The organism is Nonomuraea sp. NPDC049129 (assembly GCF_040648495.1).
Lineage (GTDB): Bacteria > Actinomycetota > Actinomycetes > Streptosporangiales > Streptosporangiaceae > Nonomuraea.
The window spans coordinates 150,682-167,776 of the sequence record NZ_JBEZDU010000001.1 but is presented as its reverse complement, the minus strand read 5'-3'; the positions used below and the strand labels follow the sequence as shown (position 1 = coordinate 167,776).

Sequence of the window (17,095 nt, the reverse complement as noted above, 5' to 3'; positions counted from 1 at the left end):
GGGATCAAGGCGGTCATATGACGAAGGGAGGCCGGATGGCGAGCGATCACGCCATCCGGCCGGCCTTCTCAGATCAGAGTGTGCTGCGGGTCAGGTCTTGTCAGCACCGTTCTTGGGATTGCCGAGGCGAACCCCCTGGCGGTAGATGAAGGCCCATCTCCGGCAAGCAGGGCGGACGAGGACGAAGTAGGCGTTGCAGGTCCAGTTCTTGAGCGTGCTGTAGAAGACGTCGTCCACCTGGGACTTGCGGTACCTGTCGAGGTAGTACTTGTAGTGCTTGTAGGTGTTGCCGATCAGGCCGTACCCGTAGTCGTGCATGTCGCAGGCGGGCCGGAAGTCGAAGCCCGTCGGCCGGTCGGGGGCGTTGGTGCAGTGGTCGAAGGTGATGCCGACGACATAGCGCTTGCTGGGGAGCTTCTTCCACAGCGGCTTGTGCCAGCCATTGTGCGCGACCCAGGACGAACAGCCGGCCCGCTGGTAGTACAGCCACTTCCAGGCGTCGTTGCAGTACGACGGGTACGCCTGGGGGTTGGAGATGTCGCCGGGCAGGAAGTCGCCCGGGGACGGCTCGGTGGCGTTGGGGTCGTTGATGCCGGTCGCCCCTTGCATCGGGTCGCCGGGAGTCGGCTGGGCGGTGCCGGTGGCGGTCGCCGTGGGGGCGGCGGTGCCGTTGGCGAAGGCCAGTTGCCAGCTGCCGTCGGTGGGGGAGTCGATGGAGTTCAGGCGGCCGAGCTGGTCGTAGCCATAGGTGGCGGCGGGGGAACTGCTCAGGCCGGGGTCGGCCACGGTGCGCAGCAGGCCGTTGGCGTCGTATCCGTACTGGGCCACGGTCTGCGGGGTGGACGAGCCGGACTTGAGGGTGATGTCTTTGAGCCGGCCCGCGAAGTCGCCGAAGGAGGCGGCGGTGGCCGTGGTCGTGGCGGCGTAGTGGATGGTGAGGGTTTCCTCGGGGGTCTCGCCGCCGGCCGGTTCCTTGATGGTGCTGATGCGGCCCTGGGGGTCGTAGGTCACCGATGAGGTGCCGTACGCGGTGTTGCCGGTGCTGGTCGCGCGCCAGGTGTCGGTGCCCTGCAGGCCGTCGATCTTGCTCCAGGTGTAGGTGAGGCTGAGGTCGGCGTTGCTCTGGGTGAAGGTGTCGTCGCCGGCTTCTGTGGCGCCCTTGTCCATCGCGATGGTTTCGGTGATGGAGGTACGCATCGCTCCGGCGGCGGTGTCCCACCGGGTCGTTTCGGTGATCTTGGAGCCGTCGGTGGTCTCGTAGCGCTGGACGCCGCCACCGTCGGGGAAGGAGATGCTGCTCTTGAGGTCGTAGCGGGAGGTGGTGCCGCCGTCGAGTTCGGTGACGACGATGGCGCCGTTCTGGGTCTCCAGTTTCCGGTCGACCATTCCGCCGAGGAACTCCGCCGTCCAGCCGGGCCCGAACACCGCCATCTCGGGACGGGAGGCCAGGGCCGACTGCGGTCGGGCCAGGTCGCCGCCTCCGGTGGCCACGCCGTGCGAGCGGCCGATCGCCCCGGCCGGTACGTCGGTATCGCTGATCTTGAAGGTGTCGGTGTCGGTGAAGTACAGCCCCGGACCGACCTGCTGGACGTTGTCCGGGTCCGCCTCATTGGTGGCGCTGGTGGTGGCGGTGACGGCGGACGCCGTCGGGGAGAGCAGAGGGAGTAGCACTGCCGCGACGGCGACGGTGAATGTTAATCGACGCAACCGGTCCTCCTCATTTGGCGAGCGAATTGATCCCCTGGACAGTAAATGATGGAAACTCGCTCAACAAGGGTTTGGGCGGATGTTTAACTCGATGTTCAAATCGCGTACGAAGTCACGCTTGGAAGGCGATTCCTGAAAAGTTCCTGTGCGTCGACTGATATGTATAAGCGCTGGTGGGAGCGCCTGTGTGGCGGAAATGTAGTGATTATGTGGCACCTTCGCGGATAATTCTGTTCGGGTAATGTGAAGACGTTTCAGCGCGGCTGTTTAGGACTGTTTCAAAAACGCGCAGGCATGGTCCAGTGTGGTATTGAAGTCGCCCGCCAGGATCCGTGGGCGCGCCGGTGGCCGCAGGCGGGCGGCTGTGGTCGCCGCACCAAATCGCCTGATTTCCGCCATGGACGCAGTTCTTTCGACATGATCGGAACATGAACGCATCGCTGCGGGCCGCGCTCGTAGGGGCGGTGGTCGGACTGGCCCAGTTCGTCCTCCTCTGCTGGCGGGGAGACGACCTTGGGCCGCTCGACCTGATGATGACGGTCGTCCTGTCCTCCGGCCTGGGGTTCTTCCTGTCCTGGTGGGGCGGTCTGCCGCGCTGGTGGGGGGTGGGCCTGGTGGGTCCGGCCGCCATAGTGGCGTTCCTCCTCCTCGCCCTCCCCCTCGTACATGCCACCGAGACCATGGACTCGGGTGACTGGCAGATGGGCCTGTCCCTCGTGGCTCTGGGCGCGACCGCCTACCTGGCCGCGGGCGGTCTGGTCATGCCGGTGCACCGGGGGCTCCGCGTCCTGACGGTCGCGGGCGTCGCCGTGGCGTACCTGGCCGTGTGGTCGGCACAGGACGTGCTCGCCGACTCGGCGCGCGCCCACAGACTGACCCGCGCCGGGGTCCCGCTCGTCGCGCCCACGCTGCCGGATTACCAGCTCTGGTCCCTGGAGGGCTTGGAAGGGCGGCTGGAGCTCAGGTACGCCCGCGATGGCTTGGTCTCGCGGGTTGACGTCGCCGTCGAGTCAGGGAGCACGGATAGTCCCAAAGGCGCCTGCGACTCTGCCGCGCTGAACTACTACCTCCCGGAGGCGGACAAGTGCCGGCAGGTGTCACCGGGGGTATGGCTCGTTCCCAGTGTCACCCATAAGATCATCTTCGCCTGGTACGGCGACGACTTGGTGCGGATCGAGGGCCTGACGATGAGCGAGAAAGAGCTGCTCGCCGTGCTGCGCTCGTTGCACCCCGTGGAGGCCGGGGAGCTGGCCAGGCTCGACGAAGACTGAACCTCACCAGCGCCGGCCCCGCCGGTGACCGCTCCTCAGCGTTCGACTTCGACGTGGTAGCTGCCGTCGTCGCCGCGGTGCGCGCCGTGGATGTCGGTGGCCAGGTCCGGGAAGGAGCGGTCGAAGTCCTCCAGGGCGTGCAGGTACGCCATCAGTGGGCCGTCGGCGGGTCCGGTCGCCTCCCCGGGCATCAGCATGGGGATCCCCGGCGGCGTGACCACGACCGTGGCGGCCGAGATGCGGCCGGGCAGGTCGGCGAGCGGGACGCGTTCGGTGCGTGAGCGGATCAGGGCCTGGTAGCTGTCGGCCGGGGTGCGGACAGGCTGGGGAAGGGTGGTGAAGATCTGGTCGAGGAGCGCGCCGAGCTCGAGGGCGCGGAGCTTGTCGTGTACGTCGGAGCAGAAGCGGCGCAGCGTGGTGGCCGGCGGGCCGAAGCCCGGTAGCACCTCGGACAGGGGCAGGTCGTCGTCGTAGGCGCGTTTGAAGTCGGTGAGCGCGTCGATCAGCGTGCCCCACTTGCCCTTGGTGATGCCCATGGAGAACAGCACCAGCAGCGTGTGATCCCCCGTCTTCTCCACGGCGATGCCGCGCTCCCGCAGGTAGGTGGCGACGATCCGAGCGGGAATGCCCCAGTCGAGCGTGCCTTCGGCGGCGTCGGCGCCGGGGCAGGTGATCGTCACCTTGATGGGGTCGAGCAGGCAGTAGCCGTCGGTCAGGCCCTGGAAGCCGTGCCAGGCGGCGCCGGGCTCCAGCGTCCAGCACGCCGGATCGGTGCTCAGCAGGACAGGATCGGCTTCGGCGAAGGAGACGGGCCGGCCGGTGTGGGGGTCGGTGACGTGCGTGGGCTGCCAGACGCCGAAGTACCAGTCCGGCCGCCGGCCGTCCTCCCGGATGCGGGCTCCCAGCCGGACCATGGCCTGCCGGAACCGCACCGCCTCGGTGACGGCCTCGCCCGTCAGGTACGGCCCGGCCGGACCGTCCATCATCCCCGCCGCCACGTCCAGCGAGGCGATCATCGGGTAGAGCGGCGAGGTGGAGCAGTGCATCAGGTACGTCTCGTTGAGCCGCTCGTAGTCCACCGGGGCGCGATCGGCCGACCGGACGTGCAGCATCGCCGACTGCGACAGAGCGGCCAGGAGCTTGTGCGTGGACTGGGTGGCGAACACGGTGGGGCGCCGCGGCCCCGGCAGCGTCCGCTCGTCCACGGCCATGCCGTAGCGGCGGGCGTACAGGGGGTTGAAGCGGGCGTAGGCGAACCACGCCTCGTCGAAGTGCACGCGGGGGACGCTCTCGCTCAGCAGCTCGGCCACCCGTACGGCGTCGTAGCAGAGCCCGTCGTACGTGGAATTGGTGATCACGGCGTAGGCCGGATCGGTCCGCGCGAGCGGGTGGCCGGCCAGGCGGGCACGCAGGGCGTCGGCCTGCAGCGCGGCGGGCGGAATGGGGCCCGCCAGGCCGAGGCCGTTGCGTTCTGGCACCAGGTAGACGGGGCGGGCGCCGCTGATGGTCAGCGCGTGCTGGAGGGATTTGTGGCAGTTGCGGTCCACCAGGGCAGTCTCGTCGCGGGCGATGGCGTGGTGGCCGACGATGCGGTTGGCGGTGGCGTTGCCGTTCATCACGAAGAAGGTGCGGTCGGCGCCGAAGACACGGGCGGCGTTGCGTTCGGCCTCGCCGATCGGGCCGGTGTGGTCCAGCGGTGAGCCGAGTTCCGGGACGGAGATGGACAGGTCGGTGCGCAGCAGGCGCTCGCCGTAGAAGTCGAAGAACGCCCGCCCGACCGGCGACTTCAGGAACGCGACGCCGCCCGCGTGCGCCGGGGTGTGCCAGGAGTACTGGTGGTGGTCCTGCAGCTTGCGCAGCGCGCGGAAGAACGGTGGCAGGATCCGCTCGGCGTACTCCTCGGCGGCGTGCGCGATGCGGCCGGCGATGAAGTCGGGGGTGTCCTCAAGCGGGAACACATAGCCCTGGATGACCTCGTACACCCATAGGGGGAGCTCCTGTTCGGCGGTCATGAGGAAGACCGGCAGGCCGCGGAAGCGCTGGGTGACCGCGCCCAGCACCTGATCGGCGCCGGGTGCGTCCCAGTCGGCCAGCATCCCGGACAGCGAGGCGTCCGAGCCGATCACCGCCAGCGCGTCCTGCGTGCGATGCGTCCAGCGCACCTGGACGCCGAGGTCGTCCATCGCCGCGCCGACGCGGCGGATCTGCTCGGCGAGTGCCGTGTCGGCGTCGGGGCGCTCGGCGACTGCGGCGAGAACCGTACGTTCCATGCGAAACTCCATGGCCGGGGGGACTGTCGCTCCGCTCTTTACCCTGAGTCGTTGATCGTCACTCAGGGTACCCGGCCGGTCTGGCGAAGGTCAGTCGATCCGCTGGCAGATGGTCACCGGCAGCTTCGGAGACCAGGTCCTGGTGGCCTCGTCATAGGCGCGGGCGTAGCCGTTGTTGCCCGGCGCGCAGGGCGCCGCGATCGTCGTCTCCACATAAATGGCCCCGCCGGGAGTGATGGGGTGTGTCCGGGCGATCTCCCACTTGGAGAACGCCACCCGGCCGGTGTTGAACTTGACGACCAGGTAGACCCGGTGATCGACGGTGAAATTGCCGCCGGCGACCTTGAGATGGCCGTTGAAGGTGTAATTGAACAGGAAGGACTGACCCTGCCTGAGACCGGCGGACGAGGTGGCGGATGTGGTGGACGTGGTCGACGCGTTCGCGGCGCCGGTGAAGGCCGGGACGCCCAGGGCGACGATGCCTGCGGTGGCGGCGACTCCGAGCATGGTACGGACGGTGCGGTTCATCGGATCTCCTTGGTGACGGCGTGAACCGGATGCGTAACCATTGACAGGCACGCCGCCTGCAATGCGCTTTCAGTGCTCTGACGGGCCGCCGGCGATTGCGCTGAGTGCCATCCGGAAACCGCGATTCCGCGAATGACGGAAAGAAAAGCGATCACCAGGAGTCGCTTCTTTCGCGGAGGGTGCACATGGACGATCCGTCGGTGGGGGAATGCACGCAACAGATCGCCACCGGCCGTGCGGGCGAACTGCCGGCATGGCTGCTCGACGGTATGTTCCGGCTGCGTCACGAGGTGTTCCACGAACGCCTTCGCTGGGACGTCCACAGCCTCCACGGAAGGGAACGCGATTCCTTCGACGACTGCGATCCGGTCTATGTGATCAGTTATGCGGAACGCTGCCGGGAGATCACGGGGTGCTGCCGCCTGCTGCCCACCGATGGCCCTTACATGCTCCGCGATGTCTTCCCCGAGGCGTTATGTGGTGACCCGGCTCCGCACGATCCGGCCATCTGGGAGCTCAGCCGCCTGGCCACCGCTCGAGCCTGGTCCCGTGGCGTGGTGGCGGGTTTCGGCCCCCGCGCCCGCGCGCTGCTCTGGGAGGCGTTCCGCTGGGTCGACCGGCGTGGTGACACGATCGTCGCGGTCTCCAGCGTGGCGGTGGAACGCAGCGTGCATGCCATGGGCGTTCGTACCCGGCGTCTCGGCGACGGCAAGGCGACGCGCTTCGGCAAGCTTCCCTGCTCGGCCTACACCACGTCGACCAGGGATTTCCTGGAGAACGCGCTCCCCGCGCCGGAAGGGGAGCCGCACTGCCGGGACGGGCGGCGCTGAGGGCGCTCCAGCGGGTCCCATCTACGAAAAGCTGTACAAAACGGACGTAAAGGAATAATCTCGACATGCCTCAGTCGGGGGCCCTGAGGCACCAAAGCGCACAGGCTAAGACGCCCCGGTCTCGCTGGAGACCGGGGCGTCTTCGCGGGCGAATCCAGCGGCCACGCGGACGCCGCAGGTCGCAAGGGATCAACGCCGCGAACGCCCCCTTGTTACCGCATCGTGTTGGTGTGATCGCTGGTCGTGATCACAGGCGGGCATGCACACTTGAGTCGGGAATCGCCCGACGGGAGGTTCGGCGTGCACGATGAGGCCGTGGCAGTGCTGCGCGAGGCGCTCGGCTGGGAGTTGCCCGCGGCGAAGTGGGCGAACGTGGACGCGGCCGTGACCAGACTCGCGGCGTCGGCCGACCCGGACGCCGAGATCGGCTACCTGGAGCTGGCCGGGCCCATGCGGATCATCACCAAATACCCCGAGGAACCGGTGGCTCCGATGCCCGATCAGACCCGCGAGCGCGTCAACGAGCTGATCCACAGCCTGTCGGCCCCCGTCGCGGACCGGGCCGATGAGGCCGGGTGAGCCTGCCGCCCCAGGGCTGATCGTCCACGTGTTCGTGGCCGCCGCCGGGCCGGAGGCGGTCGCGGGCGAGCGGCGGCTGCGCCAGGTGTGGGACGCGCTCGGCGACCGGTTGCACATGCCGGCCACGACCGTGGGCACGGTCGAGGTCCGGACGGCGCGGGGCCTGCCGCTGCGTCAGGCGGTGCTGCGACTGGAACACGACATGCGCTGCCTGAGCGTGGCGTTGACGGGCGGTTCCTGGAAGGAGCTCGACGCCCTCTGGGCCGGATGCGCCGGTGAGGACATCGGTGAGTGGGCTCTCGGTGAGTGCCGGTTGTTCGTCGCCTACGGCCGTACGAGGCGGGCGGATCGGATCGTGGCCGCCCTGCCGCAGCCGTACACAACACCGCAGCCGTACAGCACGAGCCGGATGACCACCAGAGACGGCCTGGCTCTGTGGGAGGTCGGCCATGAGGAGGACGCGCGGAGCCGGCGCGTGTTCGCGGTCATCGCGCCGCGCAGGCTGGAGACCCGCCTGGACGCGTGGGCGTGGACGGCGGGTGATGACCGGATGGCGCCGTTCGCCCGTTACCTGATGCACGCCGCCAAGGTCCGCTACCACCTGCGCGTCTACGCGGACGGAGCGAGCATGCGGGCGGCGCGCAGCCGGGTCGACGAGCAGGTCGACGCGACGATGGCGCTGCTCGGGGGCGACGGTCTGACGTCTGCGCGGCGCGAGCTGACCGAGCGGCAGACGGCGGCGGCGGGGCTGATCTGGGCCGCGACCCGGCTGCGCGAAATGCGGCGGAGCGTGGAGATCGCGCTGCACAACATGCGGGCGCAGGGGCTCGAGGACGACCTGGCGTTGACCGAGTGGTTCCTGCGGCGCCTCGACGACGACCTCGCCTACGCCGAGGCGGCCCGGGAGCGGGCCCGTGAGATCACCGCGATCGCCGACATCGTGCTGGCCGAGCGGCTGCAGCTGCGGGCGGAGAAGACCGAGCGCCGCTGGGAACGCTTCGGCATCCTGAGCACCGCCGTCATCGGCAGCCTGATCATGATGCTGACCGCGGTGCAGTCCCTGAACTACCGCGTCCCCCTACCCGATTCCGTGAAGCCCTTCATCGTGGCCGCCCTGGCCCTGACGGCCTTCGGGGTGACCGCGTTCGGCGTCGTCAGATGGCGGAGGAGCCGATGAACCCGGCCGAGCTCATCAACCGATACCTGCTGACCGGCGACACCAAGGCCCTGGAGGACGGGCTGGCCGGATACCGCGAGGCGGTGGCGCGCGACTCGGACCCGATGCTGCTCAGCGAGTACGGCAACGCCCTGAGCATGCGCTACGACTGGCTTCGAGACGAGCAGGACCTGGTCCAGGCCATCGACCTGCACCGCCGCGCCGTGGCGGCCCTGGCCGGGCGGCCGGAGCTGGCCGAGGCCCAGGCGGCGCTGGCGGGCGTGCTCGGCAACCACGTGAAGGCGAGTGGTGGAGGGGAGCTCGGGGAAGCCCTGGAGCTGTACGAGGTGGCGCTCCGCGGTCAGCTCCAGGACCGGCCGCTGGTGCTGGCCAACCACGGCATGGCCTTCATGCTCAGCCACATGCGGACCGGCGACCGCGACCACCTGCGCCGCGGGATCGATCTGCTGCGCCAGTCGGTGCACGCCACCGACCGGTCGACCGACAGGTACCTGTGGCGGCTGGCCAAGCTCGCCAACGCCTTGGTGCTCGTCGCCCACGAGGACCCGGCCAGGGCCGAGGAGCTGAAGGCGGCCCTCGACGAGGTGCGCGCCCGCTACGCCGAGGCGTCCGAGCCGGTCAAGCAGGAGATCATGGTCCTGCTGGGCGCCATCATGGCGGCGGACGAGATCCCGGTCATCACCCCCGAGATGATGGAGCAGTTGCGGAACGAGGCCGTCGGCGATGCGTTCCTCGGCCCCGACGGCCGCTCGCGCTACCTCGCGGGCATGGGCGGCATGCTCATCGAGGACGTCCGCACCTCCGGCGCCCTGGACCGCGCCGACCAGGCGGTGGAGATGCTCCATCAGGCCGTGGCCCAGGCGCCACCGGGCCACCCCGAGCTGCCGCAACTGCTGATCTCGCTGGGCGCGGTGCTGGGCCTGCGCATGGAGTTCAGTGGCACCGTCGACGACCTCGACGAGATGATCGACGTCCTGAGCCGAGGGGTGGCGCTCGTCAGCCCCACCGACCCGCATGTCGGGATGTACCGCTCGGATCTGGGCAATGCGCTGATGTTGAAGTTCCGGTTCGGTGGCGGTCCGAAGGTGCTCGACAACTCCATCGACTGCTACCGGCGGGCGCTCAAGGACTCGCCGCAGCATCCGGAGCGCGCGATGGCGCTGACCGGCCTGGGATCGGCGCTCTTCTTCCGGTACGAGCTCACCGGCAAGCTGGCGGAGCTGGACGAAGCGGTGAAAAGCCACCGCGCGGCCAGCTCCATAACGGCCCCCGAGCACCGCAACTACGCCCTGATCCTGGCCAACCTGGGCGGCGCGCTGGCGCAGCGCTACGAGCGGACCCGCCGGAGCGAGGACGCGGAGGAGGCCGCCTCCGTCCTGCGTGACGCCGTGGCCGCCACGCCGCTGACCAGCCCCTACCGCCCCAGCTATCTCGGTAATCTCGCCGCCGTGCTGGCGGAGCGGTACAAGTACACCGGTCATACGCCGGCGTTGCTTGAGGCCGTCGAGCGGATGCGCGAAGCCGTCCGTACGGTGCAGCCCGGCAACATCCAGCGGCCCGGCGTCCTCAACACCTTCGGCATGGTGCTCCTGCAGACGGGCGACGGCCTCGACGAGTCGATCGACATGTTCCGCCAGGCCAAGGCCGCCTCCGTGCCCGGGACCGCGATGCGCACCCGCGCGACCGTCAACCTGGGCGGCGCCCTGCTGATCAGGGCTCTGTCGCCACGGATCAGCCGGGCCACACTGTCCGCGATGATCGCGGAGGCGCTGGGGGAGCCGGCCCCCAAGGGCGCCGTCGAGCAGATCCCCGACCTGGACGAGGCCATCGAGCAGCTCACCGAGGCCATCAGGGCCAAGCCGCCGGGTGGCCCGGTCGCGTACAGCCAGCTCGGGGGTGCCCTGCGCAAGCGCTACGCGATGACCGGACGGGGCGGGGACCTCAGGAGGGCACTGCGTACGATGCGGACCGCCGTGGCGACCTGCGCGCCCGACGCCCCGGCCGCCTCGATCGCGCTGTACCACCTGGCGGGGACGCTCACCGACCAGTGGGAGATGACCGGCGCGCCCGCGCCGCGTGACGAGGCGCTCGCCCGCTACCGCGAGGCCGCCTGGGTCGAGACGGCGTCGGCGGACTGGCGGGTCACCGTCGGGCAGCGGTGGGGCGAGTTCGCCATGGAGGCGGGGCTGGTCGAGGAGGCGGTCAAGGGGTTCGCCACGGCGGTCGCCGCGCTGGACGAGGCGGCCTGGCGCGGGCTCGGCCGCGACGACCAGGAGCGCGTACTGCGGGACTACGAGGGGCTGGCCCGCGACGCGGCGGCGGCCGCGATCCGGGCGGCCGACCCGGGCACCGCCCTGGAGTTGCTGGAGCAGGGCAGAGGCGTCATGCTCACCCAGGTCATCGACAACCGCAGCTCCCGCGACGTCCTGCACGCCGCCGCGCCCGAGCTGGCCGACCGGCTTGCCGAGGTACAGGACGCCATCGACGCCGCCGAGCGCATGGACCTGGTCGACGTGCCGGTGGCCGGGTCCGACGCGCCCGCCTTCGACCGGGAACGCCTCCTCGACCAGCGTCACACGTTGCGGCGGCGCCGCGAGGAGATCCTCGCCGAGATCAGGGCGCTGCCGGGCTTCGCCGGGTTCTTACGCCCGCCGCGCCACGAGAGCCTGCTACGGGCCGCCGACGCCGGGCCCGTCGCGGTCGTGAACATCAGCCGCTACGGCTGCGACGCGCTCCTCGTCACGCCCGAGGGCATTCGCGTCGTACCACTGGACATCACCGCCGCACAGGTCGAGGAACGGGCCGCGGCGTTCGCGGCGGCGGTGGACACGAGGGCCAACGAAGCGGTCGTGACGTGCCTCGACTGGCTCTGGGAGCACATCACCGGGCCGGTGCTGGACGCGCTCGGCGAACCGCCGTCCAGGATGTGGTGGTGCCCCACCGGCCCGCTGACCCTGCTGCCGCTGCACGCCGCCGGTCGGGCGCCCGACCTGGTCATCTCCAGCTACACCCCCACTCTGCGGGCCCTGCGGCACGCCCGCGAGCAGACCGGGCCGACCGCCGACCGGCAGGTGCTGCTCGTCGGCGTCCCCGCCATGGACGGGGCGGCCGTACTGAAGGGCGTGGAACAGGAGTTGCGGGCCGTACGCCGGCACCTACCGCGGCGGCTGGAGCTGACCGGCGCCGACGCCACCCGCGACCGGGTGCTCGCCGCGCTGGACGAGAGCGCCTGGGTCCACTTCGCCTGCCATGCCGTGCAGGAGCCCACCGACCCCTCCAGCGGCCGGCTGCTGTTGCCCGGCCCGCCGCTGACCGTACGGGATCTGGCGGCCCGCCGCCTCGACCGGGCCGAGCTGGCCTTCCTCAGCGGCTGCGAGACCTCGCGCGGCGGCGACGTCCTGACCGACGAGGCGGTCAGCATCGCGGCGTCGGTCCAGCTCGCCGGGTTCCCGCACGTGATCGGCTCGCTGTGGCCGATCAGCGACCTGCACGCGCCGGCCGTCGCGGAGGAGGTCTACACCGTGCTGACCGCAGGCGGCACCCGCGAGCCGCACCCCGACGCGGCGGCCACGGCGCTGCACCTGGCCGTACGCTCGCTGCGGCGCCGCCGTCCAGGGTTTCCGATCTTCTGGGCGGCATACGTGCACGTCGGCCCCTGACCTTGTCTACTCCTGTCCTTCTTCCGGCAGGCCGTTGTCGAACTGCTTCGGCTGTACCTGCTCGCGCGGCCTGCCCTGCTCCGCCTTCGCCAGGGCGGCGGCGTCGGGATAGTCGGTGACGAAGGCGTCCACGCCCAGGTCTATGTGCGCCCGGTACTCCGCCAGCGCGTCACCGTGGTCCGTCGGGGTCTGGCCGCGTCGCAACTGCAGGGGCAGGTACTGGTTCTCGCTGCGGAAGGTGTACACGCCGATCTTCAACCCGGCCTTGTGCGCGTCGGACACCAGCGTCGTCGGGGTGCCCGAGCTGCCGTCCGGGTTGAGCGGGAGCGCCGATGACTTGTCCGGCCCGATCCACTTCGCGTACTGCGCGATCTTCGCCAGCCCTTCGGGCTTCATCATGTCCGCGTAGGTCGTCGGGTCTCCGGCGGCGGTCAGGTCGTACGGCTGGCCGGTGGTGCCCAGGGCCTGCCACAGCGGCACGCGGAGCTCTTTCGCCACCCGCTTCAGGCTGGACGGCTCGAACGACTGGACCACGACCGGGCTGTTCGGCCGGTTGAGCCCGTTGCGCTTGACGGTCTCGATCAGCGGCTCCTCCAGCGGCAGCCCGATCGACCTGAAGTAGGTCGGGTGCTTGGTCTCGGGAAAGACTCCGACCTGCTTGCCGTACTGGCGCGAGAGCCGCTTGGCCAGGTCGAGCACCTCCTGGAAGGTGAGCACCTGGTAGTAACCGTTGTACACGGTGTTGCGCTGGCGGATCGCGGGCAGCCGCTCGACCGCGCGCAGCGTCTTCAGCTCGGCCAGGGTGAAGTCCTCGGTGAACCACCCGGTCACGTTGCGGCCGTCGACGACCTTGGTGGTCTTGCGCGCGGCGAACTCGGGGCGCAGCGACACGTCGGTGGTGCCGGAGATCTCGTTCTCGTGCCTGACGACCAGCTTGTGGTCCTTGGTCGGCACCAGGTCGGGCTCGATCCAGTCGGCACCCATGGCCACGGCCAGCTCATAACCGCCCTGCGTGTGCTCGGGGCGGTGGCCCGCCGCGCCGCGGTGGCCGATGATGACGACCTGGGACCGGTCGGGTGCGGATTCGGCTGCTGCTGCCGCTGGAGCTGTGCCGGCTCCAGCTCCAGCTCCGGTTCCGGCGAGGATGGCGAGGGTGGTGACTGCGATCTTCCGCACGTTGAAACTCCCTGCGGCATCTGTACCGGAGACTCTCACCGATGATCACCGCGGCAATTATGGTAATGACCGAAATCTAGCTATGGGCCAATAACGGCGGAATTTCCGGTGACGAGCCGTCCCTCTCAGGCTCCCGCCGGGTCGCTGTAGTCGGTGGCGGCATAGACCTTCAGAAGTCTCTCGACTCCGTGCAGGAACGTCTCGCAGATCAACTCCGGGTCGAACAGGCAGCCGGCGGCCATGGCGCCGTCGCGCATCATCACGAAGTGGCGGGCGGCGGGCTCGGCGCCGGTCTCCTGGATCTTGGTCAGCAGCTCCGTGACGGTTTCCAGGAACCATTGGCGGTGGGCGAGCACGGCCTTGTGCACCGGGGACTCCGGGTCGGGGTACTCGGCGGCGGCGTTGAGGAAGGCGCATCCCCGGAATCCGGCGGACCGGATGCCTTGGGCGATGGACTCGCTGAGGGCCTGGATGGTGCCGGCGGCCGGTAGTCCGGCGGCGACGGCCTCGTCCGCCTGCCCCCGCATGGCCCGGTCGACCTCGTTCAGGTAGGCGAGGACAAGGTCTTCCTTGCCGGGGAAGTGCCGGTAGAGGGTGGCCCGCGTCACCTGCGCTTCCGCGACGATGCGATCGATGCCGACGGAGTGGATGCCCTCCGCGTAGAAGAGCCGGGTGGCCGTGTTGAGCAGCCGGGACCGCGCTTCGGACGGCCGGCCTTCGGATGAGGTGGGCATGCCGCCAGCCTAGCGGATAGAACGTTCGGTCTTGACAGTCCGTGCCGCAGATTGCCATGCTGTGCCGCGATAGAACGTTCGGTCTAGCTGAAGGCGCTGAAGCGCTCTCCTCCTCACTCATCCACCGAGAGGATCATCATGAGCACCATCGCCGCGTCGCCCGGTATTTCCGGGACCGCGTCCGCGCTACGGCGGCTGTACTTCGTCCGGTTCGCGTTCGCCATCGTCTGGGCCCTCGCGATGTTCACGACCGCCTCGAACCTGGGCCCGCTCGCGGTCACCCTGCTCGTGCTCTACCCGCTGTTCGACGTGGCCGCCGCCGTCATCGACGCCCGCGCGTCGCGCGCCACCGGATCACCTGCCCTGCTGTACGTGAACGTCGCCGTCAGCCTGATCACCGCCATCGGTGTGGCCATCGCCTGCGCGTCCGGCATCCCGGCGGTGCTGCGCGTGTGGGGCGCCTGGGCGGTCGTTGCCGGGCTGGTCCAGTTGATCGTGGGTGTCACCCGACGCAAGATGGGCGGCCAGTGGCCGATGATCATCAGCGGCGGCGTCTCCGTACTCGCCGGTGCGTCGTTCGTCGTCGGCGCCGCCGCGGCCAACCCGACGCTGACCAACGCGGCCGGCTACGCCATCCCCGGCGGCGTCTTCTTCCTCATCTCGGCCCTCCGCCTCGGTCGCGCCGCGAAGGGGAACTGAGGTGGACGGCAAAACGTACGACGTCGTCGTCATCGGGGCCGGTCCGGTCGGGCAGAACGTCGCCGACCGGGTGGTGCGGGGCGGCCTGAGCGCCGCCATCGTCGAGCGCGAGCTCGTCGGCGGGGAATGCTCCTACTGGGCCTGCATGCCGACCAAGGCGTTGCTGCGCAGCGCGGCGGCGTTACGGGCGGCGCGTCAGGTGCCGGGTGCGCGCGAGGCGGTGACCGGTGGTCTCGACGCGGCCGCGGTGCTGGGCCGGCGGGATGGTTTCGCCTCGCACTGGAAGGACGACGGTCAGGTCGGCTGGCTCGATTCGGCCGGGATCGCCCTGCACCGTGGCCAGGGCCGGATCGTGTCCGCGGGCGTGGTCGAGGTGACCGGCGACGACGGCGTCCCCATCACGCTGACGGCCCGGCATGCGGTGGTCATCGCGACCGGAAGCGGCGCGCTACTGCCCGACATTCCCGGTTTGCGGGAGGCCACGCCGTGCACCAGCCGGGAGGCGGTCGAGCGCGGCGATCAGGTGGCGTGCGTGGGGTCGGATGATCCCCACGCGACGCCCTGGCCGCGGTCCATCGCGGTGATGGCCCGCATGTCCTCGTCGTCGATCGCGAACGAGAACAAGTCAGCGTTCTCCCGCATACGCGCGGGGTTGATGCTCTTGGGCAGGACCGGGTACCCGTTCTGGACGCCCCACCGCAGCAACAGCCGCGCCTCGGTAACCCCGTACTTGGCGGCAAGGGCCTTGAACGGCGAATCGCCACTGGCGCTGTCGGCCCGCATCTCATCCGTCTTGCCACTGTGATGGCCCGGGGCGGTCCGCCAGGTCGAGAGGGGCACCAAGCTGCTGTAGGCGATGGGAACGATGCCGTTCTCGTCGAGAAAGCGCACGAGTTCGGGCTTCTGAGACCACGGGTGCAGTTCGATCTGGTTCGCGTGTGGCAAGGGGAGACTCGCCGCCGTCAGTTCCTCGATGTGCGCGGCGCTGAAGTTGGACACGCCGATCGCCCGCGCCTTGTGCTTCTCGTACAGCTCGACCAGCGCACGCCACTGCTCCAGCCGCTGCGTCCGGTTGAACGGCGCGTGGATCAGGTACAGGTCGACGTGGCCGAGGCCTAGCCTCTGGAGACTCTCCTCGAAGGCGTCGACGGCCTGCTGCGTCGACTTGAAGGACTCGTCTCCGTCTCCCGGCCACAGCTTGGTCGTGATGAACAGGTCGTCGCGGGTGAGCCCCTCGGCGGCCATGCCGCGGCGAAGGCCCTCACCGACGCCGCGTTCGTTCTGGTAGACCTCCGCGGTGTCGATGTGGCGGTAGCCGGCGCGCAGCGCCGCCTCGACGGCGTCGGCGGCCTCCGCGTCGGGGATGAGGTAGGTGCCGAACCCGAGGAGCGGGATGTCGACCCCGGGTGCGAGTGTCCTGCTGTACGAGGTGGTCACGGGTCCTCCTGGATGTGTGCTCGGGTCGCGGCCATGACGCGACGCGGGTCGGCGGCCTGGCAGCTGTCGTCACCTTCGACGCGTCGCCCGGAAGGTATGGGCCGACTCTTCTGGCCTGCGGCTTTGCGCCCACGAGTGATCTGTTTCCGACTCTAACGCCGGATGGCGGGTCCTACCGCGAGGCAGGGGGGTACTGCCAGGGACCCCCTTCGCGGGCCCTCTGGGTTTACCTGGAGCTGTGTCTTGGGCGCTGGAGGTTTCTGCCAGTACCCCTCACAGCGGAGACTCCCAGGTCACAGCTGTTTTGCGTTGCATAGTCAGTGGTCGGCTCTGCCTGGCCATGGACGCGGGGACGCCGGTCGGCGCTCCACCACACGCCATTCGACTGGAGGGGAGAAGATCATGAAGATCGCGGTCCTGGGCACGAGAATGGTCGGCTTCGTCGCGGACCTGCTCGGCTGGCGGGCGATCTTCGTGAGCGCGGCCGCGGCGACGCTCGTCCTCGCCGTCGTGCTCCGTAAGGTCATCCCGCCCCTCGAACCACGCCAACCCGTTCCCTACCCGCGCCTTCTGGGGTCGGTCTTCACCACCGTGGTGCGCCACCGCGCAGCGCTCCCGACTCTGGTCATCTGCGCCGCGAGCTTCGCGGTGTTCTCGTTGTTCTGGACGTCACTGACCTACCTGCTGACAGCGGCGCCGTTCTCCTACTCGGCCGGCCAGATCGGCCTGCTGGGCCTGGCCGGAGTGGCCGGCGCTTTCGCCGCCCGGCGAGCCGGCGTCCTGCACGATCGGGGATGGTCGGTTCCCGCCACCGGTGCCGCCCTGGCCGTGCTGGCGCTGGTCGCCGGCTGGGCGGCGATCATGGCCGTCGCCCTTCTCGGCCTCGCCGGGTGGGCGCTTACCCGCGGCCGACTGAAGGAGGCAGGTTCCCCCGCAGGGGTTTCCATGCCGTACGCCGAGAAGTCGAACGCGTCCCTGTGATGCGCGTCCCATGCCGAGGGGACCTCTGTGGGGGGTACTGGCAGGGA

Annotated in this window: 13 protein-coding genes and 1 pseudogene; 8 read left to right on the top strand and 6 right to left on the bottom strand. The window is 69.7% G+C overall.

Going from position 1 to position 17,095, the window contains the following annotated elements; all coding sequences use genetic code 11:
* Positions 1–90 precede the first annotated feature (90 nt).
* A complete protein-coding gene (locus AB0B64_RS00785) occupies positions 91–1,707 on the bottom strand; it encodes a phospholipase A2 (protein ID WP_357952375.1) in 1,617 nt (538 codons plus the stop codon).
* 428 nt (positions 1,708–2,135) lie between these two features.
* Here AB0B64_RS00785 and AB0B64_RS00780 point away from each other — a divergent pair, with 428 nt between their 5' ends.
* Positions 2,136–2,978: a hypothetical protein gene (locus AB0B64_RS00780; RefSeq protein WP_358173516.1), complete on the top strand. Its 843-nt coding sequence runs from the start codon at positions 2,136–2,138 to the stop codon at positions 2,976–2,978.
* A 35-nt stretch (positions 2,979–3,013) separates the two neighbouring features.
* Here AB0B64_RS00780 and AB0B64_RS00775 read toward each other — a convergent pair whose 3' ends face one another.
* Together AB0B64_RS00775 and AB0B64_RS00770 are read right to left on the bottom strand one after the other, a co-directional pair.
* Positions 3,014–5,248, bottom strand: a complete 2,235-nt coding sequence (locus tag AB0B64_RS00775) for an Orn/Lys/Arg decarboxylase N-terminal domain-containing protein (protein WP_358173513.1) — start codon at positions 5,246–5,248, stop codon at positions 3,014–3,016.
* Between the two features lie 90 nt (positions 5,249–5,338).
* Positions 5,339–5,776 carry a hypothetical protein gene (locus AB0B64_RS00770; protein WP_357952378.1) on the bottom strand — a complete coding sequence of 146 codons (438 nt, stop codon included), beginning with the start codon at positions 5,774–5,776 and terminating at the stop codon, positions 5,339–5,341.
* Between the two features lie 185 nt (positions 5,777–5,961).
* On the opposite strand from AB0B64_RS00770, the gene AB0B64_RS00765 reads away from it, so the two are divergent.
* The 4 genes from AB0B64_RS00765 to AB0B64_RS00750 all read left to right on the top strand — a co-directional run bounded on the left by AB0B64_RS00765 (position 5,962) and on the right by AB0B64_RS00750 (position 12,021).
* A complete protein-coding gene (locus tag AB0B64_RS00765) occupies positions 5,962–6,606 on the top strand; it encodes an acyl-homoserine-lactone synthase (RefSeq protein ID WP_357952379.1) in 645 nt (214 codons plus the stop codon).
* 300 nt (positions 6,607–6,906) lie between these two features.
* Positions 6,907–7,185 (top strand): CATRA system-associated protein, encoded by a 279-nt coding sequence (locus tag AB0B64_RS00760; RefSeq protein ID WP_357952380.1) that lies wholly within the window; start codon positions 6,907–6,909, stop codon positions 7,183–7,185.
* Positions 7,172–8,362 carry a CATRA conflict system CASPASE/TPR repeat-associated protein gene (locus AB0B64_RS00755; RefSeq protein ID WP_357952381.1) on the top strand — a complete coding sequence of 397 codons (1,191 nt, stop codon included), beginning with the start codon at positions 7,172–7,174 and terminating at the stop codon, positions 8,360–8,362. Before AB0B64_RS00760 ends, AB0B64_RS00755 begins: the two co-directional genes overlap by 14 nt.
* Entirely contained in the window at positions 8,359–12,021 is a 3,663-nt protein-coding gene (locus AB0B64_RS00750) for a CHAT domain-containing protein (RefSeq protein ID WP_358173510.1), read from the top strand. Before AB0B64_RS00755 ends, AB0B64_RS00750 begins: the two co-directional genes overlap by 4 nt.
* 6 nt (positions 12,022–12,027) lie before the next feature.
* On the opposite strand, the gene AB0B64_RS00745 is transcribed toward AB0B64_RS00750, so the two are convergent.
* The gene (locus tag AB0B64_RS00745) at positions 12,028–13,197 is read right to left on the bottom strand and encodes a glycerophosphodiester phosphodiesterase (RefSeq protein ID WP_357952383.1); all 1,170 of its coding nucleotides are present in this window, start codon (positions 13,195–13,197) and stop codon (positions 12,028–12,030) included.
* 125 nt (positions 13,198–13,322) lie between these two features.
* Positions 13,323–13,931 (bottom strand): helix-turn-helix domain-containing protein, encoded by a 609-nt coding sequence (locus AB0B64_RS00740; RefSeq protein WP_358173507.1) that lies wholly within the window; start codon positions 13,929–13,931, stop codon positions 13,323–13,325.
* A gap of 138 nt (positions 13,932–14,069) precedes the next feature.
* Between AB0B64_RS00740 and AB0B64_RS00735 the strand changes: the two genes are divergently transcribed.
* Entirely contained in the window at positions 14,070–14,630 is a 561-nt protein-coding gene (locus tag AB0B64_RS00735) for a hypothetical protein (RefSeq protein ID WP_358173504.1), read from the top strand.
* A gap of 1 nt (position 14,631) precedes the next feature.
* A pseudogene (locus AB0B64_RS00730) lies at positions 14,632–15,087 on the top strand (FAD-dependent oxidoreductase); the annotation flags it as partial.
* Between the two features lie 62 nt (positions 15,088–15,149).
* Here AB0B64_RS00730 and AB0B64_RS00725 read toward each other — a convergent pair.
* Positions 15,150–16,067, bottom strand: coding sequence for an aldo/keto reductase (locus AB0B64_RS00725; RefSeq protein ID WP_357952386.1), 918 nt, complete (start codon positions 16,065–16,067; stop codon positions 15,150–15,152).
* A 402-nt stretch (positions 16,068–16,469) separates the two neighbouring features.
* On the opposite strand from AB0B64_RS00725, the gene AB0B64_RS00720 reads away from it, so the two are divergent.
* A complete protein-coding gene (locus AB0B64_RS00720; protein WP_358173502.1) occupies positions 16,470–17,048 on the top strand; it encodes an MFS transporter in 579 nt (192 codons plus the stop codon).
* Positions 17,049–17,095: the final 47 nt, after the last annotated feature.

Bases quoted from the DNA above. Each gene is read 5' to 3' on its own strand.
- AB0B64_RS00780 (WP_358173516.1), top strand. From the start codon at position 2,136: ATGAACGCATCGCTGCGGGCCGCGCTCGTAGGGGCGGTGGTCGGACTG.
- AB0B64_RS00775 (WP_358173513.1), bottom strand. From the start codon at position 5,248: ATGGAACGTACGGTTCTCGCCGCAGTCGCCGAGCGCCCCGACGCCGAC.
- AB0B64_RS00770 (WP_357952378.1), bottom strand. From the start codon at position 5,776: ATGAACCGCACCGTCCGTACCATGCTCGGAGTCGCCGCCACCGCAGGC.
- AB0B64_RS00765 (WP_357952379.1), top strand. From the start codon at position 5,962: ATGGACGATCCGTCGGTGGGGGAATGCACGCAACAGATCGCCACCGGC.
- AB0B64_RS00755 (WP_357952381.1), top strand. From the start codon at position 7,172: ATGAGGCCGGGTGAGCCTGCCGCCCCAGGGCTGATCGTCCACGTGTTC.
- AB0B64_RS00750 (WP_358173510.1), top strand. From the start codon at position 8,359: ATGAACCCGGCCGAGCTCATCAACCGATACCTGCTGACCGGCGACACC.
- AB0B64_RS00740 (WP_358173507.1), bottom strand. From the start codon at position 13,931: ATGCCCACCTCATCCGAAGGCCGGCCGTCCGAAGCGCGGTCCCGGCTG.
- AB0B64_RS00735 (WP_358173504.1), top strand. From the start codon at position 14,070: ATGAGCACCATCGCCGCGTCGCCCGGTATTTCCGGGACCGCGTCCGCG.
- AB0B64_RS00720 (WP_358173502.1), top strand. From the start codon at position 16,470: ATGAAGATCGCGGTCCTGGGCACGAGAATGGTCGGCTTCGTCGCGGAC.